Raw genomic sequence first — 20594 nt, 5'->3', positions numbered from 1 at the left:
CCGCCGGTCAGCCGGGCCTGCGGGCCATCCCCGGTCACCCGTTGGCGGGATGCCCCGGTGACCGTCTCCAGTGCCAGAATTTCCCCATGCGACACGCCATCGTCGGGCGGGACGAGGTGTTCGACCGGGCCTGGCAGCAGTTGGCCCGATCCGGGCCGGTGCTGGTGGAGGGGCCTGCCGGCATCGGCAAATCCGAACTCTGGCGGGCGCTTGTCGCGCGGGCCACGCAGGCGGGTTGGCTGGTGCTGAGCTGCGCGCCCACCGAGGCCGAGGCGGAGCTTCCGTACGCCGCCCTGGCCGACCTGCTGCGCCCGCTCGCCGACCGGGTCGCCGCGCTGCCCGAGCCGCAGCGGACCGCGGCCGAGGTCGTGCTCCTCGCCGGCGACGTCCACGAGGCCGTCGACGTACGGGTGGTCGGGGCGGCGACCCGCTCCCTGCTGGAAGCCGCAGCGCAGGACGGCCACCCGGCGACGCTGGTGGCCGTGGACGACGCGCCCTGGCTGGACCGGCCGAGCGAACGCGCGTTGCGGTACGCGCTGCGCCGCGTGGCGGGTCTGAGCGTGCTGGTGAGCCGCCGACGCGGCCGGGGCGACCCCGAGAGCGTGCCCCTCGGGCTCGACGATGGCCGCGACGGCAGCCGGCTCGACCGGGTGGAACTGCCACCGCTCGACGTCGGCGCTCTGCACCACGTCCTGCGCGATCAGCTCGGCGTCACGCTCACCCGACCGATGCTGGTGCGGGTGGCGCGGGAGGCCGAGGGCAATCCACTGCTGACCATCGAGGTGGTCCGCGCCATCCAACGCCTGCCGCGCCACCCCTCGCCCGGCGACGACCTGCCGGTGGCGGCGTCCATGCACCACCTGCTCGCGGACGTGGTCGCCGGGCTGTCCCCCGCCAGCCGCGACGCGGTACGACTGGCCGCGCTGCTGACCGTGCCCACGCTCGTCGACCTGACGGCGGCGGGGGTGTCCGCCGCGGCGCTGGACGCGCCGGAGGAGGCGGGGCTGATCGTCGTGACGCCGACGGGCGTGCGGTTCACCCACCCGGTGCACGCCGCCGCCGTACGGGCCGGGATTCCGCCGGGGGTGCGCCGCCGACTGCACCGCAGGCTGGCCGACCTGGTGGCCGACCCGGACGAGCGGGCCCGGCACCTGGCACTGTGTACGACGGAACCGGACCCGGCGGTCGCGGACACCCTCGCCGCCGCAGCCGACCGATGGCACAGTCGGGGCGCGCCCGACCTCGCCGCCGATCTGCACGACCGCGCCGGCCAGCTCACCCCGGTCGACGACCAGGTGCGGCTGGGCCAGCGGCGGCTCGCGGCGGCGCGCTGCCGGCTCGACAGCGGTGACCTCCCGGCGGCCCGGCAGGCGGCCGAGGCGGTCGCGGCCGACTTCCCCGGCGACGTACGGGCCGAGTCCCTGCTGCTGCGCGCCGTCGTCGCCTGGTCCAGCGGCGAGGCCGGCCAGGCGGCGGTGGAGTTCGGCACCCGGGCCCTGGCGGCGGCCCGACCCGACTCGGCCCTGGCCGGCCGCATCCACGCCCACCTGGCCGTCTTCAACGACCACACCGAGCCGGCACGGGCGCACGCCGAGGCCGCCGCCGCCCTCTTGGACGGTCGCGACGGCGAACACGATTTGCTCGCGGCCGCGCTGGTCCTGCTCTTCTTCCAGGAGGTACGCCTCGGCCGGGCACCACGCACCGACCTGCTGGAACGGGCTCTCACCCTGGAGGGCGACGAGCCGGCGTGGCTGGCGAGCACGGTGCCCGCGATCTGGTGGAAGTCGATGGACGACGCGGAGCGTGCCCGCAGTCGACTGCACCGGATGCTCGGGCGGGCGGAGGCACGCGGGGACGAGCCCCTGCAACACGAGTTGCTCACACACCTGGGCGAGGCCGAGTTGCTGGCCGGGCGGTGGGACGAGGCGGAACGGCACATCGCCGCCGCGCGGGACCTCGGTGACCAGCTCGGCAGCGGTCTGGTCGCCGAGACCTGGCTGGCCGCCCTGCTCGACGCCCATCGGGGCCGGCTGGACGAGGCGGCCCGGGTCGCCGAGTCCGGCCTGCGACTCGCCGAGGATCTGGACGACGACTGGTGCCGACGTATCCACCAGCAGTTGGCCGGGTTCGTGGCCCTGTCAGCCGGCCGGATGGGAGAGGCCGCCGCCGCCTACACCGCCCTGGCCGCCACGATCGACGCGCGGGGTCTGGTGGAGCCCCTCTCGATGCGCTTCGAGCCGGACTGGATCGAGGCGTGTGTCGGAGCCGGCGAACTCGACCGGGCGGGGGCGGTGCTGGAACGGCTGAACGCCCGACATCGCCGGCTGCCACGGCCCTGGACGACCCTGGGCGCCGCGCGGGCTCGCGTACTGCTGGACAGCGCCACCGGCCAGGACCCCGGCCCGGCGCTCGACGCGTTGGCGGCGGCGCGGGACGCCGTACCACCGGATGTGCTTCCGCTGGATCGCGCCCGCTGCCTGTTCGTGGCCGGGATGGCGCACCGGCGGTCCCGCCGGAAGCTGCCGGCCCGGCAGGCGCTGGAGACAGCGGTGGCGGAGTTCAGCGCGATCGGCGCGGCGGCGTTCGCCGAGCGCGCCCGGGCCGAACTGGCTCGCGTCGGCGGTCGCGCCCCGACACCACGGCACCTCACCCCCACCGAGGAGCGGGTGGCCCGGCTGGCGGCGCGCGGCAGGACCAACCGCGCCATCGCCGACGAGTTGTTCGTCAGCCCGAAGACCGTCGAGGCCAATCTCGCCCGGGTCTACCGCAAGCTCGGCATCTCCACTCGCGCCGAGCTGGGCGCGGCGATGACCAGGGCGGACTCGCAAGCATAGGGAAACGCCCGATTCCTCGCCGCCCGCCGGGACCTAGCGTCAGGTCATGGCCAACCACCTGTTCGTCCTGGAGCAGTACGACTGCTCCTCCGAGGCGGGCACGGCGGCGCCGCTGATCACCACTCCGGGCTGTCGGCTGGTCGCCGCCATCCGGTTGCCCACCGACGATGTCGTGATCGCGCTGGTCGAGGGCCCCGACGCGGAGGTGGTGGCCGCGGCCGCCGCCGACAGCGCGTGGCGTGTCGACCGGCTGATTCCGGCCCGGTGGATCCGTCCACCTCAGATCAGCTCCACCAACCCGGATCTCCCCCGACAGGTGAAGGAAGCATGACTGTGCGCCGACTGATCGCACCTCTGTGGTGCTCGCTGCTGCTGTTGCCGCTCGTCGCCTGCGGCCCCGACGACACCGGGAGCGCCGACCCCGCCGCCGGAGCCGGTGTCGGGGTCGACGCCGAGGGCGACGGCGACGGCGCCCTGCCCGACGCTCCACGGCCGGCGTGCCCGTTCAGCGCGGCCCAGGTCACCGACCTCGTCGGACAACCGATGGAGGACCAGGGCAACTGCCTGTTCGGCGACGGCAAGGGCGTCGCCTCGCTCACCATCACCGTCGCCTCGCCGCTCGCCGGTGAGAGCACCTACGCCTACCAGCGCCAGCAGGCCACCCAGATCTACCGGGAGGTGAAGGACGTCGACAAGGGCCGCAAGGCGTACCTCGCGGTGAAGGACATCGAAGGTGAGGCCGTCGTGGTCAGCGACAAGGGCAGCTACACCGTGATCCTCAGCAGCTTCCAGGCGATCAGTGCCAGCCCCGGCGGGTACGAGCCGACGCTGCGCAAGGTGCTCGACGCCCTCCCGCTGTGATGCACAGCCCCCGAGCGGCCGACCCTGCGACAGGAAGTGGAGCCACGATGACTCACCTCGGAACCGGCACGCGGCGGCGTGTCCAACTCCTGGCCGCCGCAGCCGCCGTGTCGACGCTCACCGCGCTCGGCGGCTGCGGGATGATCGGCGGCACGGAAGACGACGGCGGCACCCCGGCGGCCGGCGCAGGGCAGAGCGGGGCCGCCACGCCCGAGGGCGACCCGGCCGCGCCGCCGTCGGCGGAGGCGCCGCCGGCGGAGGCGCCGCCGGCCGCAGCGAAGGTCGACGCCTGCGCACTGGTCACGAAGGGCGACGCCGAGAAGCTGGCCGGCACCCCGCTGCAGGACCCGCTGGAGAAGCCGGAGGATCGGGACTCCTGCACCTACACCGGACCGGCGACCGGGCCGACCGCCCAAGTGGAGGTGTACGTCGGTGACGGCGCGAAGAAGTTCCTCGACATCGATCGCGAACTCGGGCACAAGCTGACCCCGATCAGTGGAGTGGGTGACGAGTCGTACGCCGAGGACGGCACGGTCTTCGTCAGCAAGGGCGGGGTGTGGGTCTGCGTCCGGTTGGTTCGCCTGGAGGATCCGGCCACCTACCGCGCGGCTCTGGAAACCGCGGCCCGCACGGTCGCCGGCCGCCTTTGAACGGCGAGGGAGGCGAGGTGGTGGCACGGGGATCGCGGCGTCGCCGGGCGGTGGCCGTGCTGCTCACGGTGACCCTGGTGCTTCTCGCCGCCTGCCAGCGGGGTGAGGCCGGCCCGAAACCGCCCCGCCCGCCGGCCGACGCCGCGAATGCGGACCAGCGGTACGGGGCGGCACCGGCGCCGGACCCGAAGGTGACCTACCAGCCCGACGTGGTGTTCGTGGGCGGCGGGGGCGGCTCGGTACGCGGGCTCTCCGACGACGCGCTGACCTGGCGCATCGACCCCCAGGCCAGCGGAGCCGACAAGCTCGCCCGGGGCAAGGTCCTGTTCCTCACCGGGCGGGTGGTCGGGCGGGTGCTCGACGTCCGACGCGACGGCGACGACCTGGCGGTGGTCCTGGGGCCGGTGGACATCACCGACGTGATCCGTGACGGCACCTTCGCCAGTGACGGCCCGGTCTCCCTGGAGAAACCGGTCCGGTACGACGCGGGTACACCCTTCTGGGCCGAGTACGACGCGGCGGATGGCGGGGCGGGTGGCGGCGCGGCTGTGCCTGCGGCGTTGACGCCGCCCTCCTCGTCCGGGGTGCGACCGGTCGGCAGTGGTGTCGGCGTGTCCCCGGCGGTCCTCTCTGGCGTTCGGCGGATCGCCGGTTTCGACGTCACGTCGATCTGTTGCGTGAACGCGGTGGGCGCGCGGTTCAGCTATGACGGCGGCGGGATCCGCATCGTGGGCTTGGCGACATTGCTGATGAAGAGCCCGACGGCCCAGTTCTACCTCGAAATTCGCGGCGCCACGATCCGGAGGGCGGAGTTGCGGGTCAGCGGGATGGCCGGGCTGCGGATCGAGATCAAGGGGGCAACCGACAGGGGTCAGAACATCAACAAGCGCATCCCGATCCCGCTGGATTTCAGCGTGCCGGTGGGCAAGATCCTCGGGGTGCCGTTCTCCGTCACCGCCAACCAGGTCATCGGGATACAGACGGCCTTCAGCTCCAAGGAGGGCAACATCAAGGCGGCCGGCGAGTGGTCGCTGGAGGGCTCCGTCGGGTTCGGTTACGCCGACGGCGTGTTCGGTGTCACGAAGCCCTGGAACCTCACCGTCCACAACAGCATCACCGACTCGATCAGCGGACCGTCGGTTGGCGTGAACGGAATCATCATCTACTACCAGGCGGCGTTCCGGGCCGGCCTGGGTATGTTCGGTTTCACGGCCGGGTTGTACGCGATCGTCACCGCCTCTGCGGGGCTGACTGTCGGTTCCGCTCTGGGAGCGCCACTCGCGCTGTGCCGCAGCACCCAACTCGGCCTGTCCGTGGACTACGGCGTCGGTTACACAATCCCCGGCGGCCTGGCGAGGGTGATCAACAAGTTCCTGGACCTGTTCAACGCGGGGCCGATCGCGGCAAGTGCCGGCATCGGACAGGTCGACAACGTGTTCAACAAGCTGGACGTCCAGCCCGACAAGAAGATCTGCAAAGGCTGACCGGTGGCCGGTGCGGAGGACGAGCCTCCGCACCGGCCGGTGTCACGTCAGCCTCACGCGCAGGTCGCGCTCAGGTTGCCGGCGGTGCCGGTGCCCTGGAAGCCGAACTCGATGGTCTGCCCAGCGCCGACCTGACTGTTGTAGTCGACGTTCGTGAAGCGGACCGTGCCGCTGTTACCACTGCGGTTGGCGCTCCAGGCGTTGGTGACCGCGGCGCCCGACGGCAACGTGATAGTCGTCGCCCAGGAGTTGAGTGCCGAGGATCCCGCCGTCACCCGGACGTTGGCCACGAAACCGCCCGGCCACTGGTTCACCGACACCGTCGCGGTGCAGGAACCAGTGGGCGGCGGGGTGGTCGGCGGCGGAGTCGTGGGCGGAGGCGTCGTGGGCGGCGCGGTGGTGGGCGGAGGAGTGGTCGGCGGCGCCGTGGTGGGCGGCGGCGTGGTGCCACCGGCGTTCAACGCGGCCAGGACCGCGTCGTACGCCGCCTTCTTCGCACCACCACTTGTGAACAGCAGCGGGCTCTGCTCGGAGCGCCACGAGTCGCTGTCGCGGATGCCCCACACCGTGATCCCGTTGCAGCGGGGAACGGCGAGGCAGTCCTCGACGACGGCCCGGTACGTGTTCGCCGGCGCGTTCTGGATGTCCAGCTCGGTGATCTGCACGTCGACGCCGAGGGCGGCGAAGCTGGACAGCGTGGTGCGGTAGTTGCTCACGTACGGCGAGTCGTTGTTGAAGTGCGACTGGAGACCAACGCAGTCGATCGGCACGCCACGGGACTTGAAGTCGCGGACCATGTTGTAGACGGCCTGCGTCTTCGCGTGCGTCCAGTTGTCGGTGTTGTAGTCGTTGTAGCAGAGCTTCGCGCCCGGGTCGGCCGCGCGAGCGGCCCGGAACGCGGCCTCGATCCAGTCGTTGCCCGTGCGCTGCAGGTTCGAGTCACGCCGGGCACCCGAGCTGCCGTCGGCGAACGCCTCGTTCACCACGTCCCAGGCCGCGATCTTGCCCCGGTAGTACGTCGCCACCTGGGTGACGTGGTTGAGCATCGCCTGCCGCAGCGCGCTGCCACTCATGTTCTGCATCCAGCCCGGCTGCTGCTGGTGCCACGCCAACGTGTGTCCGCGCACGCTCATGCCCTGGCTGCGGGCGTGGTTGACGATCCGATCGGCGTTGGTGAAGGTGAACTGCCCCTGCTGCGGCTCCGTGGCGTCGATCTTCATCTCGTTCTCGGGCGTCACCGAGTTGAACTCACGATTGAGGATCGTCGTGTACGCGCCGTCGGAGAGCCGGTTGGCGGCCACCGCCGTGCCGAAGTAGCGGCCCTTCTCGGCGGCGGACGCGCCCAACGTCGTCCCCGCGCTCGCCGTACCGGGCAGGAAGATCGCCATGCTGGCGGCGAGGGCGCCCGCGCCGGTCAGCGCGAGGGCGGCTTTCGTTGCCGCCCTCCATTTCGCGTTTCTCATCGTGCTACTCCGTTTCTGAACTGGTGGTGTGAAGGGGTGGTCAGGAGACCGAACAGGTCGCCCCGTTGAGGGCGAAGGACGCAGGCTTGCCGGTGCCGCCACTGTGGGTGGCCTGGAAGCCGATCTCGACGGACGCGTTCGGCGCGATGGTGGCGTTGTAGGAGACGTTGCGAGCGGTCACCGCGCCGCTGGTCGGGGAGTACTGCGCGTTCCAGCCGTTGGTGATGCTCTGGCCGGTGGGCAGCGTGAAGGTCAGCGCCCATCCGTTCACCGGGGCGGTCCCGGTGTTGGTGATGGTCACGCTGGCGGTGAGACCGGTGTTCCAGGCGTTGACCGTGTAACCGACCCGGCAGGCACCCGCCGTCGGGGGCGGCGTGGTCGGAGGGGGCGTGGTTGGTGGCGGGGTCGTCGGTGGCGGGGTGGTCGGGGGCGGCGTCGTCGGCGGTGGGGTCGTCGGAGGCGGCGTGGAGCCGTCCAGGCCGAAGAAGCGGATCACCTGCGCGGCGTCGACCGGCAGGTTGTGCGAGACGCCCTGCATGCTGATCGCCTCGACCGGCGCCATCGGGCCGCTGCTGCCGTACCGGGTGCGGGTGTAACCGGACTGCGGCGAGTCGGTGTACGTGGGGGTCTGGCTCAGCCCGTGCACGTTGGTCCACTGCTTGACCTGCTCACCGAAGTTCGGGTAGCGCAGCGTCTCGTCGTTGGTGCCGTGCCAGATCTGCATGCGTGGCCGCTGGCCGGTGTAACCGGGGTACGCCCCGCGGACGAGGTCCCCCCACTGCTGGGGAGTCCTGATGAGCTGGCCGTTCGCGCACTCGCTGTTCCACTCCGAACTGCCGCCGGTGGCGAAGCAGCTGAAGGGCACCCCGGCGAAGGACGCACCCGCCGCGAACACGTCCGGGTAGTCGCCCAGCATGACGTTGGTCATCATCGCTCCGGACGAGGTGCCGGTGGCGAAGATCCGGGCCGGGTCGACGGCGTACCGCTGCCGCACGTAGTCGACCATCGACATGAGCCCGACCGGGTCGCTGCCCCCGCCTCGGCGCAGCGCCTGCGGCGAGGCCACATCCCAACAGCGGCTGCTACGGGTCGCCGACGGGTAGATCACGATGAACCCGTACCGGTCGGCGAGGGACGCGTACTGGGTGCCGGAGTGGAACGCCGGGCCCGTTCCTGTGCAGTAGTGCAGGGCGAGCAGGACCGCCGGTCGGGCGGCAACCCGGTCGGGGACGTACAGGTGCATCTGAAGATTGGTGGGGTTGGTGCCGAAGCCGGTCACCTGGGTGAGCGTCGCCGCCGACGCGGGTGCGGCGAATGCCAGCGCGGCTGCGGCCAGTGTCACGACCGCCATGACGACGCCAAGCATCCTTGTCTTCAGTGTCATCGTTCGCGATTCCCTCGGGAGCATGGCGCATGGAAGGGGGTGAGTCGAGGACTGCCCTTCGCCCGACCGTGACCGCGGCTCGCGTGACCAACGTCAGCTTCAATCGAGCGCACTCGATTGTCAAGTCTTCCGGAAACCTTTCGGCGCAACGGATTGCGGGCGACCTGCACACCAGGGCGGCTACCCGACGTCGGTTACCGCCGACCTGGAGAGGGCTATTATCGGGACGTTCCCGATAGGCACATCGCACGTGCCCCATCCCTCGCGCCACCCCCCTGCGGCGTCCACACCCGACCCGTGGGCACGAAGGAGATCGAGTGAAGATCGTCGACGCCCGGGTCATCGTGACCAGTCCGGGCCGAAACTTCGTCACCCTCAAGATCGTCACGGACGAGGGCGTCACCGGCGTCGGGGACGCCACCCTCAACGGTCGGGAGTTGGCCGTCGCGTCATACCTGCGCGACCACGTGGCGCCGCTGCTGATCGGCCGGGATCCGGCGCGGATCGAGGACACCTGGCAGTACCTGTACCAGGGGGCGTACTGGCGGCGCGGGCCGGTCACGATGAGCGCGATCGCGGCGGTGGACACCGCCCTGTGGGACATCAAGGGCAAGGTCGCCGGTCTTCCGGTCTACCAACTGCTCGGCGGCCGGTCCCGCGAGGGCGTCACGGTGTACGGGCACGCCAACGGCGAGTCCGTCGAGGAGGTGCTGGTGGAGGTCGCCCGCTACCACGACCTCGGTTACCGGGCGGTGCGGGTGCAGTGCGGCGTGCCCGGCCTGCCCCAGACGTACGGGGTCAGCGCCGACAAGCTCTTCTACGAGCCGGCCGACGCGGCGCTGCCCAGCGAGGCCACCTGGTCCACCGCCCGCTACCTGGCGCACGTGCCGACGGTGTTCGCCCGTGTCCGCGATGAGTTCGGCCCCACCCTGCGGCTGCTGCACGACGTGCACCACCGGCTCACCCCGATCGAGGCGGCCCGGCTCGGTCGCAGCCTGGAGCCGTACGCGCTGACCTGGATGGAGGACCCGGTCCCCGCCGACCTCCAGGAGGGCTTCCGGCTGATCCGGCAGCACACCACCACCCCGATCGCCGTGGGCGAGGTCTTCAACAGCATCTTCGACGCCGCCTCGCTCATCCGCGAACAGCTCATCGACTACATCCGGGCCACCGTCGTGCACGCCGGCGGGATCACCCACCTGCGCCGCATCTTCGACCTCGCGGCGCTGCACCACGTGCGTAGCGGCTCGCACGGCGCCACCGACCTCTCACCGGTCTGCATGGCCGCCGCGCTCCAACTCGACATCTCGATCCCCAACTTCGGTCTACAGGAATACATGCGGCACACCGCCGAGACCGACGAGGTGTTCCCCCACGGGTACCACTACGCCGACGGCTACCTGCACCCCGCCGAGACCCCCGGCCTCGGGGTGGACATCGACGAGGAGGCGGCGGCCCGGTACCCGTACACCCCGGCGTACCTGCCGGTGAACCGCCTGGAGGACGGCACGGTGCACCCCTGGTGAGCGCGGGCAGCGGGGTCAGTAGATGCGCCGACCCCGCGCGTCCGGCACCCCGGACTTGCGCAGGAAGTACGTGTTGATCTGATCCCGCCACTCGGTGGCCGAACGCACCTGCTCGTCGAGGCGCTCGGCCACCCGCACGTACACGGCCGGGTCGATCATCCCGTTCAACGTCTGCCACCGCCGCCGCATCGCCTCCACCTCCTCGACTCCCGCGAAGTGGGTGTCGTAGATGTGCTGGATGACGGTGGAGCCGTTGTGCAGGACGTGCCCGTACGGGACGTGGTGGAAGAAGAGCAGCAGCTCGTCCGGGCACCGCTCGGGCGACTCGTACACGTCCGCCCAGTACGGCGGGTACTGGCCGGCGAAGCCGGTGCCGGTCGCGCGGCTGCGGTCCACGCCGACGCCGTCGCGGTCGGCGAAGTGGTAGGTGCCCCACCGCGAGTACTCGTACCCGTCGACGTCGGGCCCGTAGTGGTCACCCGGGTGGACCATGAAGCCGACGCCCAGCGGGGCGGTGTACCGCTCGTAGGTGCGCCAGGAGCCGTCCATGATCTCGTGCAGCGTCCGTCGCACCGGCTCCGGATCGGCGGTCGCCGACGGCGGGAAGGTCAGCGTGATCCACTCGTCGAGGACGGCCCGAGGATCCAGCCGGGGATCCCAGGCGAGCCGACCGAACGTGTACAGGTTGGCCTGCGCCAGCGGGTGCCCGGTCCAGAACGGGTCGTCGCCGGTGTTGGCAACGGCGACCAGGCCGCCGCCCTCCCCCGCCTCCCCGATGGCGATGTCGGCGATCGTCCGCCCGTCGGGGCCCCAGGGCGCGAACCGCAACACCTCGCTCCACCACGGGCCGAGATGGCAGACGTGCCGCTGCTGACCCGTGTACTCCTGCGTGACCTGCACCTCCACGGCGAGCCGGGTGGCGGGCATCGCGGCGAGCACCGGAGAGACCGGCTCGCGCACCTGGAAATCCACCGGGCCGAACTTCACCTGCACGACCACATTGGTACGGAACCGCCCGTCGAGCGGCGTGAAGTGGTCGTACGCGGCTCGCGCCCGATCGGTGGACCGGTCCCGCCAGTCCTGGTGGTGGTTGTAGACGAACGCCCGCCAGTGCACCACTCCCCCGTGCGGGGCGAGGGCCTCGGCGAGCAGGTTCGCCCCGTCGGCGTGGTCCCGGCCGTAGGTGAACGGGCCGGGTTGCCCCTCGGAGTCCGCCTTCACCAGGTAGCCGCCGAAATCCGGGATGCGCTCGTACACCCCCCGGGTGGTGTCGGCCCACCACGCCCGCACCGCCTCGTCGGCCGGGTCGGCGGTGGTCAGACCGCCGAGGACCACCGGCGCGGCGAAGGTGACCGACAGGTGCACCCGGATGCCGTACGGACGCAGGACGTCCGCGATCTCGGCGACGTCACCGATCCGGTCGGTGAGCAGCCGCGCCTCCGTCCGCCCCACGTTGACGTTGTTCACCGAGATCGCGTTGACCCCGCTGGCCGCCAGCAGCCGCCCGTACGACCGGATCCGGGACAGGTCGCCGCACGGAAGGCCGTCACGCCAGAAGATCGAGCCACCGGCGTACCCCCGTTCGACCTGGCCCATCACCGGGTGCACGGCCACGTTGTCCCAGTGGTTCAGCATCCGGCGGCGCAGTGCGGGCCGGTGCAGCTCCGGCGGGCGGGCCGGGTCGAAGGCAGCCGCGCAGAGCCGGACCACGTGGAACAGCCCGTACAGCAGGCCGGCGGGCGCGTCGGCCAGCACGACCGTCACGTCACCGGCCCGCGCCAGCAGGAACCCCTCGTCGCCGAGCGTCCGGCCGTCCTCGGTCAGCGCCGCCTCGCCCGCCGCCCGCGCCCCCTGCGCCGTCGAGCTGGGCAGCTCGCCCGCGCCGCGCAGCGTCAGCACCAGATCGACGTCCACGTCCCAGGACGGGGAGTGCCACATCCGTCCGCCGTAGCGGGCGCAGGCGCGGGCCACCTCGTCGAGGACGGTGTCGACGAGCGGCCCGTCGCCGTGCACGAGGACGCGGCGCGCGCCGAGCGACCGGAACGCCTCCGGTGGCAGCCAGGCGGCGTGCACGCGGGGTTCCCCGACGTCCAGCGGGTCCGCCACGAACATCGGCTCCTCCAGCTTTACGGACTCCGGTGCGCTCACGAGGTGAACTCCTTGCGGATCAGCCGGACCATCGGATCGCCGACCCGCAGGAACGCCAGGACCGCGATCGAACCGAGCATCGCCAGGACCGCCTCGGAGAGGACCGCGGTGATCCCGGCCGCCGCGGCCAGCAGCAGGGCGTTGCCGACTGTGACACCGGGGGTACGCACGAGGAAGTGCACGGCCAGCCGGAGCACGTCGCGGGTGCGGAAGTCGAACAGCGAGGTGACGACCAGGGCGTTGGCCGCGCAGAGCGTCACCCCCACCGCGATCAGGAGCAGCGGCACCGCCCACCAGGCCGCGAGGCCGACCGCGTCGCGGTAGGCGAGGTTCACGGCGAGCACGGTCAGCCACAGCAGCGTCGGCACCCAGACGCGCAGCACCTCGGACAGGTTGGCCCGGTACCCGCGCCAGAACAGGGCGGCGGGCCGCAGGTCGGTCAGGTCGGGGCGCTGGTGCCGCAGGGCGTACAGGGCGGCGGAGATCGCGGGGCCGACCGGCAGCAGGAGGACCGCGACCAGCGGCAGGTTGCTGGGGTCGCGGCCCAGCAGCAGCAACGGGAGCAGGCCGGGCAGGGTGGTGAGCAGGAGCAGCAGCTCGACGACGAGCAGGACGTAGACGCGGGAGGTGATCCGCGACAGTGGCCCGTCGCCGAACTGTCGCCAGGCGTGGGCGGTGCTCACCGCTGCTCCGCCCGGTCGGCGGCGGGCGGCAGCGCGCAGCGCCGCCCGGCGTCGGTGAGCCGGCCGGTGGCCTGGTCGGGACCGGTGATGGGCATCGCTGTCCTCTGGTCGTCCTGGCCGGCGGCGGGCGGGGCACGCGCACCGCGCCGGCCGGTGGTCGCCGGGAAGTCCGGTCGGGCCGCGATCAGCCGCCCGACCGGGCTCCCCGCTGATCAGCCGTTGCTCTTCTGGAACCGTTCGTACGCCTTGTTGACCATGTCGATGTACTGGTCGGAGTTCTTGGCCTTCAGCTCGGCCACGTACGCGTCCCACTCGGTGAGGGGCCGTTGGCCCAGGGCGAACTTGAGCGTGTTCTGGGTGACGAAGTCCTTCAGCGGGGTCTCCCAGAGCGACACCTGCTCGCGCTCCTCGTCGGTCAACGGGGCGGGCGGCGGCACCAGCCTCGGGGTGCGGGCGTCCATCACCTTCTGGAACTCCAACTCCTCCGGGGAGAAGAACCCGCGGACCAGGTCGGGGGAACCGCCGTAGGCGAAGACGCCGTTCTGGAAGCCGAAGTCCTTCTGCAGGTGCTTGGGCGCCTTCGGGTTGAGGCCGAGGAAGTCGACGCCGGGGTTGAGCGAGCGCTTCCCGGACGCGTCCTTGGTGAAGGTCGTGCCCTCGATGCCCCAGCGCGCGAACTCCAGGCCGGCGTCCGAATACCACAACCAGTCGATGAACTGCATCATGGCGACGAAGTTCTTGCTCTCCCGGGCCTTCGTGGAGATCATGATGCCGTTCTCCAGCCGGGGGAAGGGGTTGACCTCGCCGGCCGGGCCGATCGGCAGCGGGATCTTGGCCATCTTCGCGTTCGGCAGGGTCTTGGCCAGGTCGGGGCGGTGGTTGTTGACTAGGGTCTGCGCGTTGCCGGTGACCACGAAGGACTTGCCGTTGGCCAGCTTCTGGCGTGCCTGGTCGTCGGTCTGGGTGAAGCTCTCCGGGTCGAGCAGGCCCTCGGCGACGAGCTTGTGCAGGAAGGTGACCATTTGCTTGTACTGCTCGGACGCGCCGGTGTAGTTGAACTTCTTCGCCGCCGGGTCCCAGGTGGCGTGCTGGTAGTCCCAGCCAGCCTGGGTGCCGTGGGCCGAGCCGAGGATGTTCAGCAGGGCGCCGGTGGGGTTGGGCTTGCTGAAGAGGTCGGAGTACGGATAGACGTTCGGGTACTTCGCCTTCATCGCCTTGAGCACGGCGTACAGGTCGTCCCAGGTCTTCGGGGTCGCCAGGTTGAGCTCCTGCATGATGTCGGTGCGCACCAGCACCGTGTAGTCCTGCGTGGGCTTCTCGTGCAGGCCGGGCAGCAGGTAGAACTTACCGTCGGACTGCCGCAGGTTGTCGATCTCCGGCTTGAGGTTCCACTTGGCGATCTTGTCCTTGAGGTTGGGCATCAGGTCCAGGTAGTCGCTCACCGGGAGGATCGCCCCGGAGGACACGAACGCGTTCTCCTGCGGGTGGTACGTCTTCGGAATGATCAGCGGGGCGTCCCCGGCGCCGATCAGCAGGCTGCGCTTCTGCTCGTAGTCACTGAGCGGGACCGCCACCGGCTCGATCGTGACGTTGGTCCGCTTGGTCAACTCGGACCAGAACGGCCAGTCCTCCTTGAGCGGATAGAACGTGTGGTTGTTGTAGAGGGTGGAGAAGGAGAGCGCCTCGGTGGCCTTGAACTGGTCGCCGACACCATAGTTGGCCATCGCGCCGGCACGGTTCTCCGAGAGGTCCGACGACTCGGCAGGATCCTCGGAACAGGCGGTGGTCAGGCTGAGCGCGAGCAGACCCGCGGTGGCTAACGCCACGCGGCGCCACGTCTGGTGGAGCATGGCTGGTCCTTTCGGTGGGGGGTGGGGGGTGGAGCGCTGCGACGTGCGTGGCTCAGCCCTTGACCGCGCCGAGCATCACGCCACGGACGAAGTACCGCTGGACGAAGGGATAGACCGCCAGGATCGGCAGGGTCGTGAGCACGATCGTCACAGCCTGGAGCGTGGCCGCGGCCTGGACCTTGTCCGCGTCGGCGGCGGCCGACTCGGCGCTGGTGGCGCCCGCGATCAGGTTGCGCAGGTACACGGTGACCGGGAGCAGGTCCTGCCGGTCGATGTAGAGGAACGCGGTGAACCACGAGTTCCAGAAGGCGACCGCGTAGAAGAGCACCATCGTGGCGATGATCGCCTTCGACAGGGGCAGCACGATGCGCAGCAGGATGCCGTACGTGTTCAGCCCGTCGACCGCCGCGGCCTCCTCCAACTCGGTCGGCAGGCTCTCGAAGAACGCCTTCATCACCAACAGGTTGAACACGCTGATGGCGTTGGGGATCACGATGGCCCAGATGGTGTTCTTCATCCCCAGGCTGGTGACCAGCACGTAGTTGGGGATCAGACCGCCGGAGAAGAACATGGTGAACAGCGCGACGCCGACGAGGACGGCGCGCCCCTTGAGCTGTGGCTTCGACAGCACGTACGCGTAGCAGGTGGTCAGGACGATCGAAATGATCGTGGCGACGACCGTGTAGACGACGGTGTTGCGGTAGTTCGTCCAGAACATCGCGTCGGACATCACCAGCTTGTACGAGGTCAGGTCGAACCCGCGCGGGACCAGGCTCACCTTCCCGGCGATGATGTACGCCTCCTCGCTGAGCGAGCGGGCCACGATGGTGAGGAACGGGTAGAGCGTCACGATCACCACGCCGGTCAGGACGACCGTGTTGACGATCCGGAAGATCCGGTAGCCCCGGCTGTCCACCGGCCCGCGCGTCGTCGGGGCGTCCGCCTTCGTACCGAGGGTCACCACAGGCTCGTCCCCACCGTGCGACGGGAGATGAGGTTCGCCGACAGGACCAGGACCAGCCCGATCACGGCCTCGAAGAGACCGATCGCGGCGGCGTAACTGAAGTTGCTGGACTGGAAGCCCATCCGGAACAGGTACGTGGAGAGCACGTCCGCCGTCGGGTAGGTCAGCGGGTTGTAGAGCAGCAGGATCTTCTCGAACCCGACCGCCATGAAGCTGCCGATGTTGAGGATCAGCAGGGTCACCATCGTCGGCCGGATCCCGGGCAGCGTCACGTGCCAGGTCTGCCGCAGCCGGTTGGCACCGTCGATCCGCGCGGCCTCGTAGAGGTCCTCGTCGATCGTGGTGAGGGCCGCGAGGTAGAGGATGGTGCCCCAGCCGACGGTCTGCCAGACCTCGGACGAGACGTAGATGGTGCGGAACCACTCGGGCTGTTGCAGGAACGCCACCGCATCGCCGCCGAACAGCCGGACGAGCTGGTTGGCGGTGCCGTCGATCGAGGTCAGCTGCATGACCATCGCCGCCACGATCACGATCGACAGGAAGTGCGGCAGGTAGGACACCGACTGGACGAACCGCTTGAACCGCCGGGCACGCACCTCGTTGAGCAGGAGCGCCAACACGATCGGCAGTGGGAAGCAGAACAGCAGGGTCAGCGTCCCGAGCACCAGCGTGTTGGTGAAGACCTCCCAGAACGTCGGGTCGGTGAGGAACATCCGGAAGTACCGCAGCCCGACCCAGTACTCACCGAAGATGCTGCCGCCCGGCTTGAACCGGCGGAACGCGATGACGTTCCCGATCATCGGCAGGTACCGGAAGACCAGGAAGAACAGCAGCGGCAGGACGGCGAGCGAGTAGAGCTGCCAGTCCCGGCGCAACGCCTGCCGCCAGGTTCGGCGACGTCGCGGAGCACGCGGGGCGGGCGCGGGGGCCGCCGCCGGAGCGGGAGGCGGCGCTGGCGGCGGCCGTAACGTCCCGGAGGTCATCCTCGGACTCCTATGCGGACTGCGGGACGGCCAGAAGGTGCTCGATCCGCACTGCCGTGAGCAGCTCCCGCTCGTGGCCCACCTGGCGTTCCTCGCCGGTCAGCCGTAACGCGAGGGCGGCCACCGTGTCGCCGCTGGAGCGGCCGAACCGCAGCTCGACCGCGCCGGGCTCGACGACGCGCCGGCCAGCCCGCCCGGTGAACGACGCGACATCGGCCGGTACGCCGAACGTCACGTCGGCCGCCGCGCCGGGCTCCAACGGCACCCGGGCGTAGCCGACGAGCCGCGTCACCGGCCGGGTCGTCTGCGCGACGGGGTCGTGCAGGTAGAGCTGCACCACCTCGGTGCCGGGCCGGGAACCGGTGTTGCGAACGGTGACGCGTACCCGCGCCTCGCCGTCGACCGGCCAGGCGACCGTCTCGGCCGCGTCGTCGTACACGTCGTCCGCCGGCCTGACGACGGCCGCGCCGGACCAGTCGAAGGTCGTGTAGCTCAGCCCGTGGCCGAACGGGTACGCGGGCGTCGGGTCGATCGAGGAGACCTTGTTGCGGCGCCCCAGCGGTGGCGCCAGGTAGGTGCCCGGCAGGCCGCCCGCGTCGCGGGGCACGCTGACCGGAAGCCGCCCGGACGGGTTCACCGCTCCGGTGAGCACCTCGGCGAGCGCCTGCCCGCCACGTTGTCCGAGGAAGAACCCCTGCACCACGGCCGCCGCCGCGTCGAACTCCGGGCCGAGCGCGTACGGCCTGCCGGTCATCAGCACCAGCACGACCGGGGTGCCGGCGGCCAGGACGGCCCGGACCAGGTCGGCCTGCACCCCGGGCAGCGCCAGGTCGACGGCGTCGCAGCCCTCCCCGGAGGTGCCCCGGCCGAACATGCCCGCCCGGTCGCCGACGGCGAGCACGCACACGTCGGCGGCCACCGCCGCGGCGACCGCGGCGGGAATGCCCGAGGTGTCCTCGCCGGTGATGGCGCAGCCGGGCTCGAAGCTGAGGTGCGGGACGTGTCGGGCCAGCTCGTCGCGGAGCGAGGGGATGTCCACGCCGAGGCCGTACTCGCTGTGGTTGACGCCGACGTGGTTGGGGAAGGTGTAGCAGCCGAGCATGGCCATCGGGTCGTCGGCGAGCGGGCCGACGAGGGCCACCCGACGACCGGCGGGCAGCGGCAGCACGCCGGTGTTGCGCAGCAGCACGATGGCCTCCCGGGCCAGTCGTACGGCGACGTCCTGGCTGGCCTCGTCGTCGAGTCGCAGGCTCGCCACGTCGTCGGGCAGCTCCCGCCAACCGTCGTCGAGCAGACCGATCTCGATCTTCTGGATGAGCACCCGCCGCACCGCCCGGTCGATCAGCGCCTCGTCGACCTCACCGGCGCGGACCGCCGCCAGCAGCGGGGCGCCGAACGCGTCCACGGTGGGCAGCTCGATGTCGATCCCGGCCCGCAGGGCGAGGCCGGCGGCGTCGGCGGGGCGCTCGGCCACCCCGTGCAGGGTCTGCAGGAAACGCACGGCGAAGTAGTCGGCGACCACGGTGCCGGTGAAGCCCCACTCGTCACGCAGGAGCCCGGTCAGCAGTTCCTCGTCGGCGGCGACGGGCAGACCGTCGATCTCGGCGTAGGAGTTCATCACCGAGCGGGCGCCGCCGAGCCGCAGGGCCATCTCGAACGGTGGCAGGATCACGTCGGCCAGCTCCCGGTGGCCCATCGGCACCGGCGCGAGGTTGCGCCCTCCCCGGGAGGCGGAGTATCCGGCGAAATGCTTCAGCGTGGCCACCACGCCGGTGCCCTCCAGGCCCCGCACGTACGCCGCGCCGGTCGTCCCCACCAGGTACGGGTCCTCGCCGATGGTCTCCTCGGTGCGTCCCCAGCGGTAGTCGCGGGTGACGTCCAGGACCGGGGCGAGCCCCTGGTGCACGCCTGCGGCGCGCATCGACTGGCCGATCCGTGTGGCCATCTCCTCGACCAGTTCCGGGTCGAACGAGGCGCCCCAGCTCAGCGGGGTCGGGTAGACGGTGGCCCGCCAGGCCGCGAAGCCGGTGAGGCACTCCTCGTGCACCTGCGCCGGGATGCCGAACCGGCTGGCGGCCACGATCTGCGCCTGGGACGCGGCAAGCGACCGGGCGCCGAGCACCGGGTCGACAGGTGCGGTGCCGAACGGCCGGGTGAGCTGGCCCAACCCGTGCCGGATGACGGTGCTCCACGGCGGCAGCTCGTCGAGCATGTCGGCCTGGTGCGGGGCGACGCCCTCACCGGATGCGTCGGCGCCCACCCAGACCCCGACGAGCTGGGCGAGCTTCTCCTCCAGCGACATCAGCGGCAACAGCGCCTCGGCCCGTTCGACCGGCGACAGCCGCGCGTCACGCCACGGTGTGGCGTCGTGGGACGCCGGTGCGCCGTCGACGGGCACGTCGTTTCTCATGCCGAGACCCCTTAGCTCCGGCCACATCCCGCACCCTCGCGGGATCGGTTCGTGACGGGTGACCGCGATCCGAAACTTTCCGGAAACCCGCGTAACCTTTTCGGCAACCTAAGTGCACCGCCTAAGCGTGTCAAGAGTTTCGATGTGACGATGGATCCCCCGCTACCCAGCCGGTTGAGCCGACCAGCACGATCCGCGATCCGAGAGGTGGGCCAGTGGCAGAGATCGAGCAACCCGAATCTCGTGCGTCGGCCGGCCCAATCGATCGTGTTATGGTCTTCCGAAATTTTCGGACGCTGTAGAGGCTGCGATGACAGAGCACCGCCCGCTCGACCCACCCGCCTCCACCATCGCGACGATCGCCAACGACGTGGGCGTGTCGGTCGCGACGGTGTCCAAGGTCCTCAACGGACGCGAGGATGTCGCCCCCGCCACCAGGGCCCGGGTCGAGGCGAGTCTCGACCGCCACCAGTACCAGCGCCGCAACCGGCGGCCGTCGACCGGCCAGCGCCGGATCGATCTGGTGTTCCACGAGTTCGACACCGGCTGGGCGCTGGAGATTCTGCGCGGGGCCGAGGCGGTGACCGCCGCCGCCGGGATCGGCCTCGCCGTGTCCCAACTCGGCGGCGCACACCGACCGCCGTCGCGGTGGCTGGACACGCTGCTCGCCGATCGCCCCCTGGGCGTGCTGCTCGTGCTCTGCCACCTGACCGACAGCCAGCAGCAGCAGCTGCGGCGGCAGGGCATCCCGTTCGTCGTCGTCGACACCGACAGCGCGACCTCCGCCTCGGTGCCCACCGTCGGCTCGAACAACTTCAACGGCGGCCTGCTGGCCGCCCGGCACCTGCTGGAGCTGGGCCATCGACGGATCGCCGTCATCTCCGGGCCAACCGACATGCTGTGCAGCCGGGCCCGCGCCGCCGGTTTCCACTCCGCCCACGAGGAGGCCGGGGTCGCCGTCGACCGCGAACTGGTCAGCTACGGCAGCTTCTCCGCGCACGCCGGGCACGCCCACGGCCTGCGGCTGCTGAGCCGACCGGACCGACCCACGGCGATCTTCGCCGGCTCGGACATCCAGGCCATGGGGGTGCTCCGGGCCGCCCGCAAGTGCGGCCTGCGAGTGCCCGAGGACCTCTCGGTCATCGGGTACGACAACCTGCCTGTCTCGGCCTGGACCGACCCCGCGCTGACCACGATCAACCAGCCGCTGGGCGACATGGCCGGCATCGCCACCCAGATGCTGCTCGACCTGGCCAACGGCAACGAGCCGGCGACCAGCCGGATCGACCTGGTGACCGAGCTGGTCGTACGGGAGAGCACCGCCCCGCCCGCCCACCCGCGCTGACCTGCGAGG

15 protein-coding genes are annotated in these 20594 nt (G+C 71.0%); 7 read left to right on the top strand and 8 right to left on the bottom strand.

What is annotated here, in order from left to right:
- Positions 1 to 86 precede the first annotated feature (86 nt).
- The 5 genes from ABZ808_RS02940 to ABZ808_RS02920 are packed head-to-tail and all read left to right on the top strand — an operon-like array spanning position 87 to position 5829.
- Complete coding sequence (locus tag ABZ808_RS02940) at positions 87 to 2834, top strand: AAA family ATPase (RefSeq protein ID WP_357000065.1); 2748 nt, start codon at positions 87 to 89, stop codon at positions 2832 to 2834.
- 46 nt (positions 2835 to 2880) lie between these two features.
- The gene (locus ABZ808_RS02935; RefSeq protein WP_357000063.1) at positions 2881 to 3165 is read left to right on the top strand and encodes a hypothetical protein; all 285 of its coding nucleotides are present in this window, start codon (positions 2881 to 2883) and stop codon (positions 3163 to 3165) included.
- Positions 3162 to 3695 carry a hypothetical protein gene (locus ABZ808_RS02930; protein WP_357000061.1) on the top strand — a complete coding sequence of 178 codons (534 nt, stop codon included), beginning with the start codon at positions 3162 to 3164 and terminating at the stop codon, positions 3693 to 3695. The genes ABZ808_RS02935 and ABZ808_RS02930 overlap by 4 nt, the downstream gene beginning before the upstream one ends.
- Positions 3696 to 3742: 47 nt before the next feature.
- On the top strand, positions 3743 to 4345 hold the full coding sequence (locus tag ABZ808_RS02925; RefSeq protein WP_357000059.1) for a hypothetical protein: 603 nt from the start codon (positions 3743 to 3745) through the stop codon (positions 4343 to 4345).
- Between the two features lie 20 nt (positions 4346 to 4365).
- Entirely contained in the window at positions 4366 to 5829 is a 1464-nt protein-coding gene (locus tag ABZ808_RS02920; RefSeq protein WP_357000056.1) for a hypothetical protein, read from the top strand.
- A 53-nt stretch (positions 5830 to 5882) separates the two neighbouring features.
- Here the strand turns inward: ABZ808_RS02920 and ABZ808_RS02915 are convergent, their stop codons facing one another.
- Both ABZ808_RS02915 and ABZ808_RS02910 read right to left on the bottom strand, forming a co-directional pair.
- The gene (locus ABZ808_RS02915) at positions 5883 to 7292 is read right to left on the bottom strand and encodes an endo-1,4-beta-xylanase (protein WP_357000053.1); all 1410 of its coding nucleotides are present in this window, start codon (positions 7290 to 7292) and stop codon (positions 5883 to 5885) included.
- A gap of 40 nt (positions 7293 to 7332) precedes the next feature.
- A complete protein-coding gene (locus ABZ808_RS02910; RefSeq protein ID WP_357000051.1) occupies positions 7333 to 8676 on the bottom strand; it encodes a PHB depolymerase family esterase in 1344 nt (447 codons plus the stop codon).
- A 317-nt stretch (positions 8677 to 8993) separates the two neighbouring features.
- Between ABZ808_RS02910 and manD the strand changes: the two genes are divergently transcribed.
- On the top strand, positions 8994 to 10202 hold the full coding sequence (gene manD, locus ABZ808_RS02905; RefSeq protein ID WP_357000049.1) for a D-mannonate dehydratase ManD: 1209 nt from the start codon (positions 8994 to 8996) through the stop codon (positions 10200 to 10202).
- 15 nt (positions 10203 to 10217) lie between these two features.
- Here manD and ABZ808_RS02900 read toward each other — a convergent pair whose 3' ends face one another.
- From ABZ808_RS02900 to ABZ808_RS02875, 6 genes are all read right to left on the bottom strand, one after another.
- Complete coding sequence (locus tag ABZ808_RS02900; RefSeq protein ID WP_357000046.1) at positions 10218 to 12350, bottom strand: alpha-glucuronidase; 2133 nt, start codon at positions 12348 to 12350, stop codon at positions 10218 to 10220.
- Positions 12347 to 13033, bottom strand: coding sequence for a DUF624 domain-containing protein (locus ABZ808_RS02895; RefSeq protein WP_357000044.1), 687 nt, complete (start codon positions 13031 to 13033; stop codon positions 12347 to 12349). The genes ABZ808_RS02900 and ABZ808_RS02895 overlap by 4 nt, the downstream gene beginning before the upstream one ends.
- 212 nt (positions 13034 to 13245) lie before the next feature.
- Positions 13246 to 14883 (bottom strand): extracellular solute-binding protein, encoded by a 1638-nt coding sequence (locus ABZ808_RS02890; protein ID WP_357000042.1) that lies wholly within the window; start codon positions 14881 to 14883, stop codon positions 13246 to 13248.
- Positions 14884 to 14935: 52 nt separating this feature from the next.
- Positions 14936 to 15844, bottom strand: a complete 909-nt coding sequence (locus tag ABZ808_RS02885; protein WP_357000040.1) for a carbohydrate ABC transporter permease — start codon at positions 15842 to 15844, stop codon at positions 14936 to 14938.
- Positions 15841 to 16830, bottom strand: a complete 990-nt coding sequence (locus ABZ808_RS02880) for an ABC transporter permease subunit (protein ID WP_357000037.1) — start codon at positions 16828 to 16830, stop codon at positions 15841 to 15843. Before ABZ808_RS02880 ends, ABZ808_RS02885 begins: the two co-directional genes overlap by 4 nt.
- Positions 16831 to 16840: 10 nt before the next feature.
- Positions 16841 to 19240, bottom strand: a complete 2400-nt coding sequence (locus tag ABZ808_RS02875) for a glycoside hydrolase family 3 N-terminal domain-containing protein (RefSeq protein WP_357000034.1) — start codon at positions 19238 to 19240, stop codon at positions 16841 to 16843.
- Positions 19241 to 19550: 310 nt separating this feature from the next.
- Between ABZ808_RS02875 and ABZ808_RS02870 the strand changes: the two genes are divergently transcribed.
- Positions 19551 to 20585, top strand: coding sequence for a LacI family DNA-binding transcriptional regulator (locus ABZ808_RS02870; protein ID WP_357000032.1), 1035 nt, complete (start codon positions 19551 to 19553; stop codon positions 20583 to 20585).
- The last annotated feature ends 9 nt before the right edge of the window (positions 20586 to 20594 follow it).

The sequence above is a fragment of the Micromonospora sp. NPDC047527 genome, from assembly GCF_040643015.1.
Classification (GTDB): domain Bacteria; phylum Actinomycetota; class Actinomycetes; order Mycobacteriales; family Micromonosporaceae; genus Micromonospora.
Note: the sequence above shows the minus strand (reverse complement) of the source record. Positions and strands in the feature narration are given on the sequence as shown.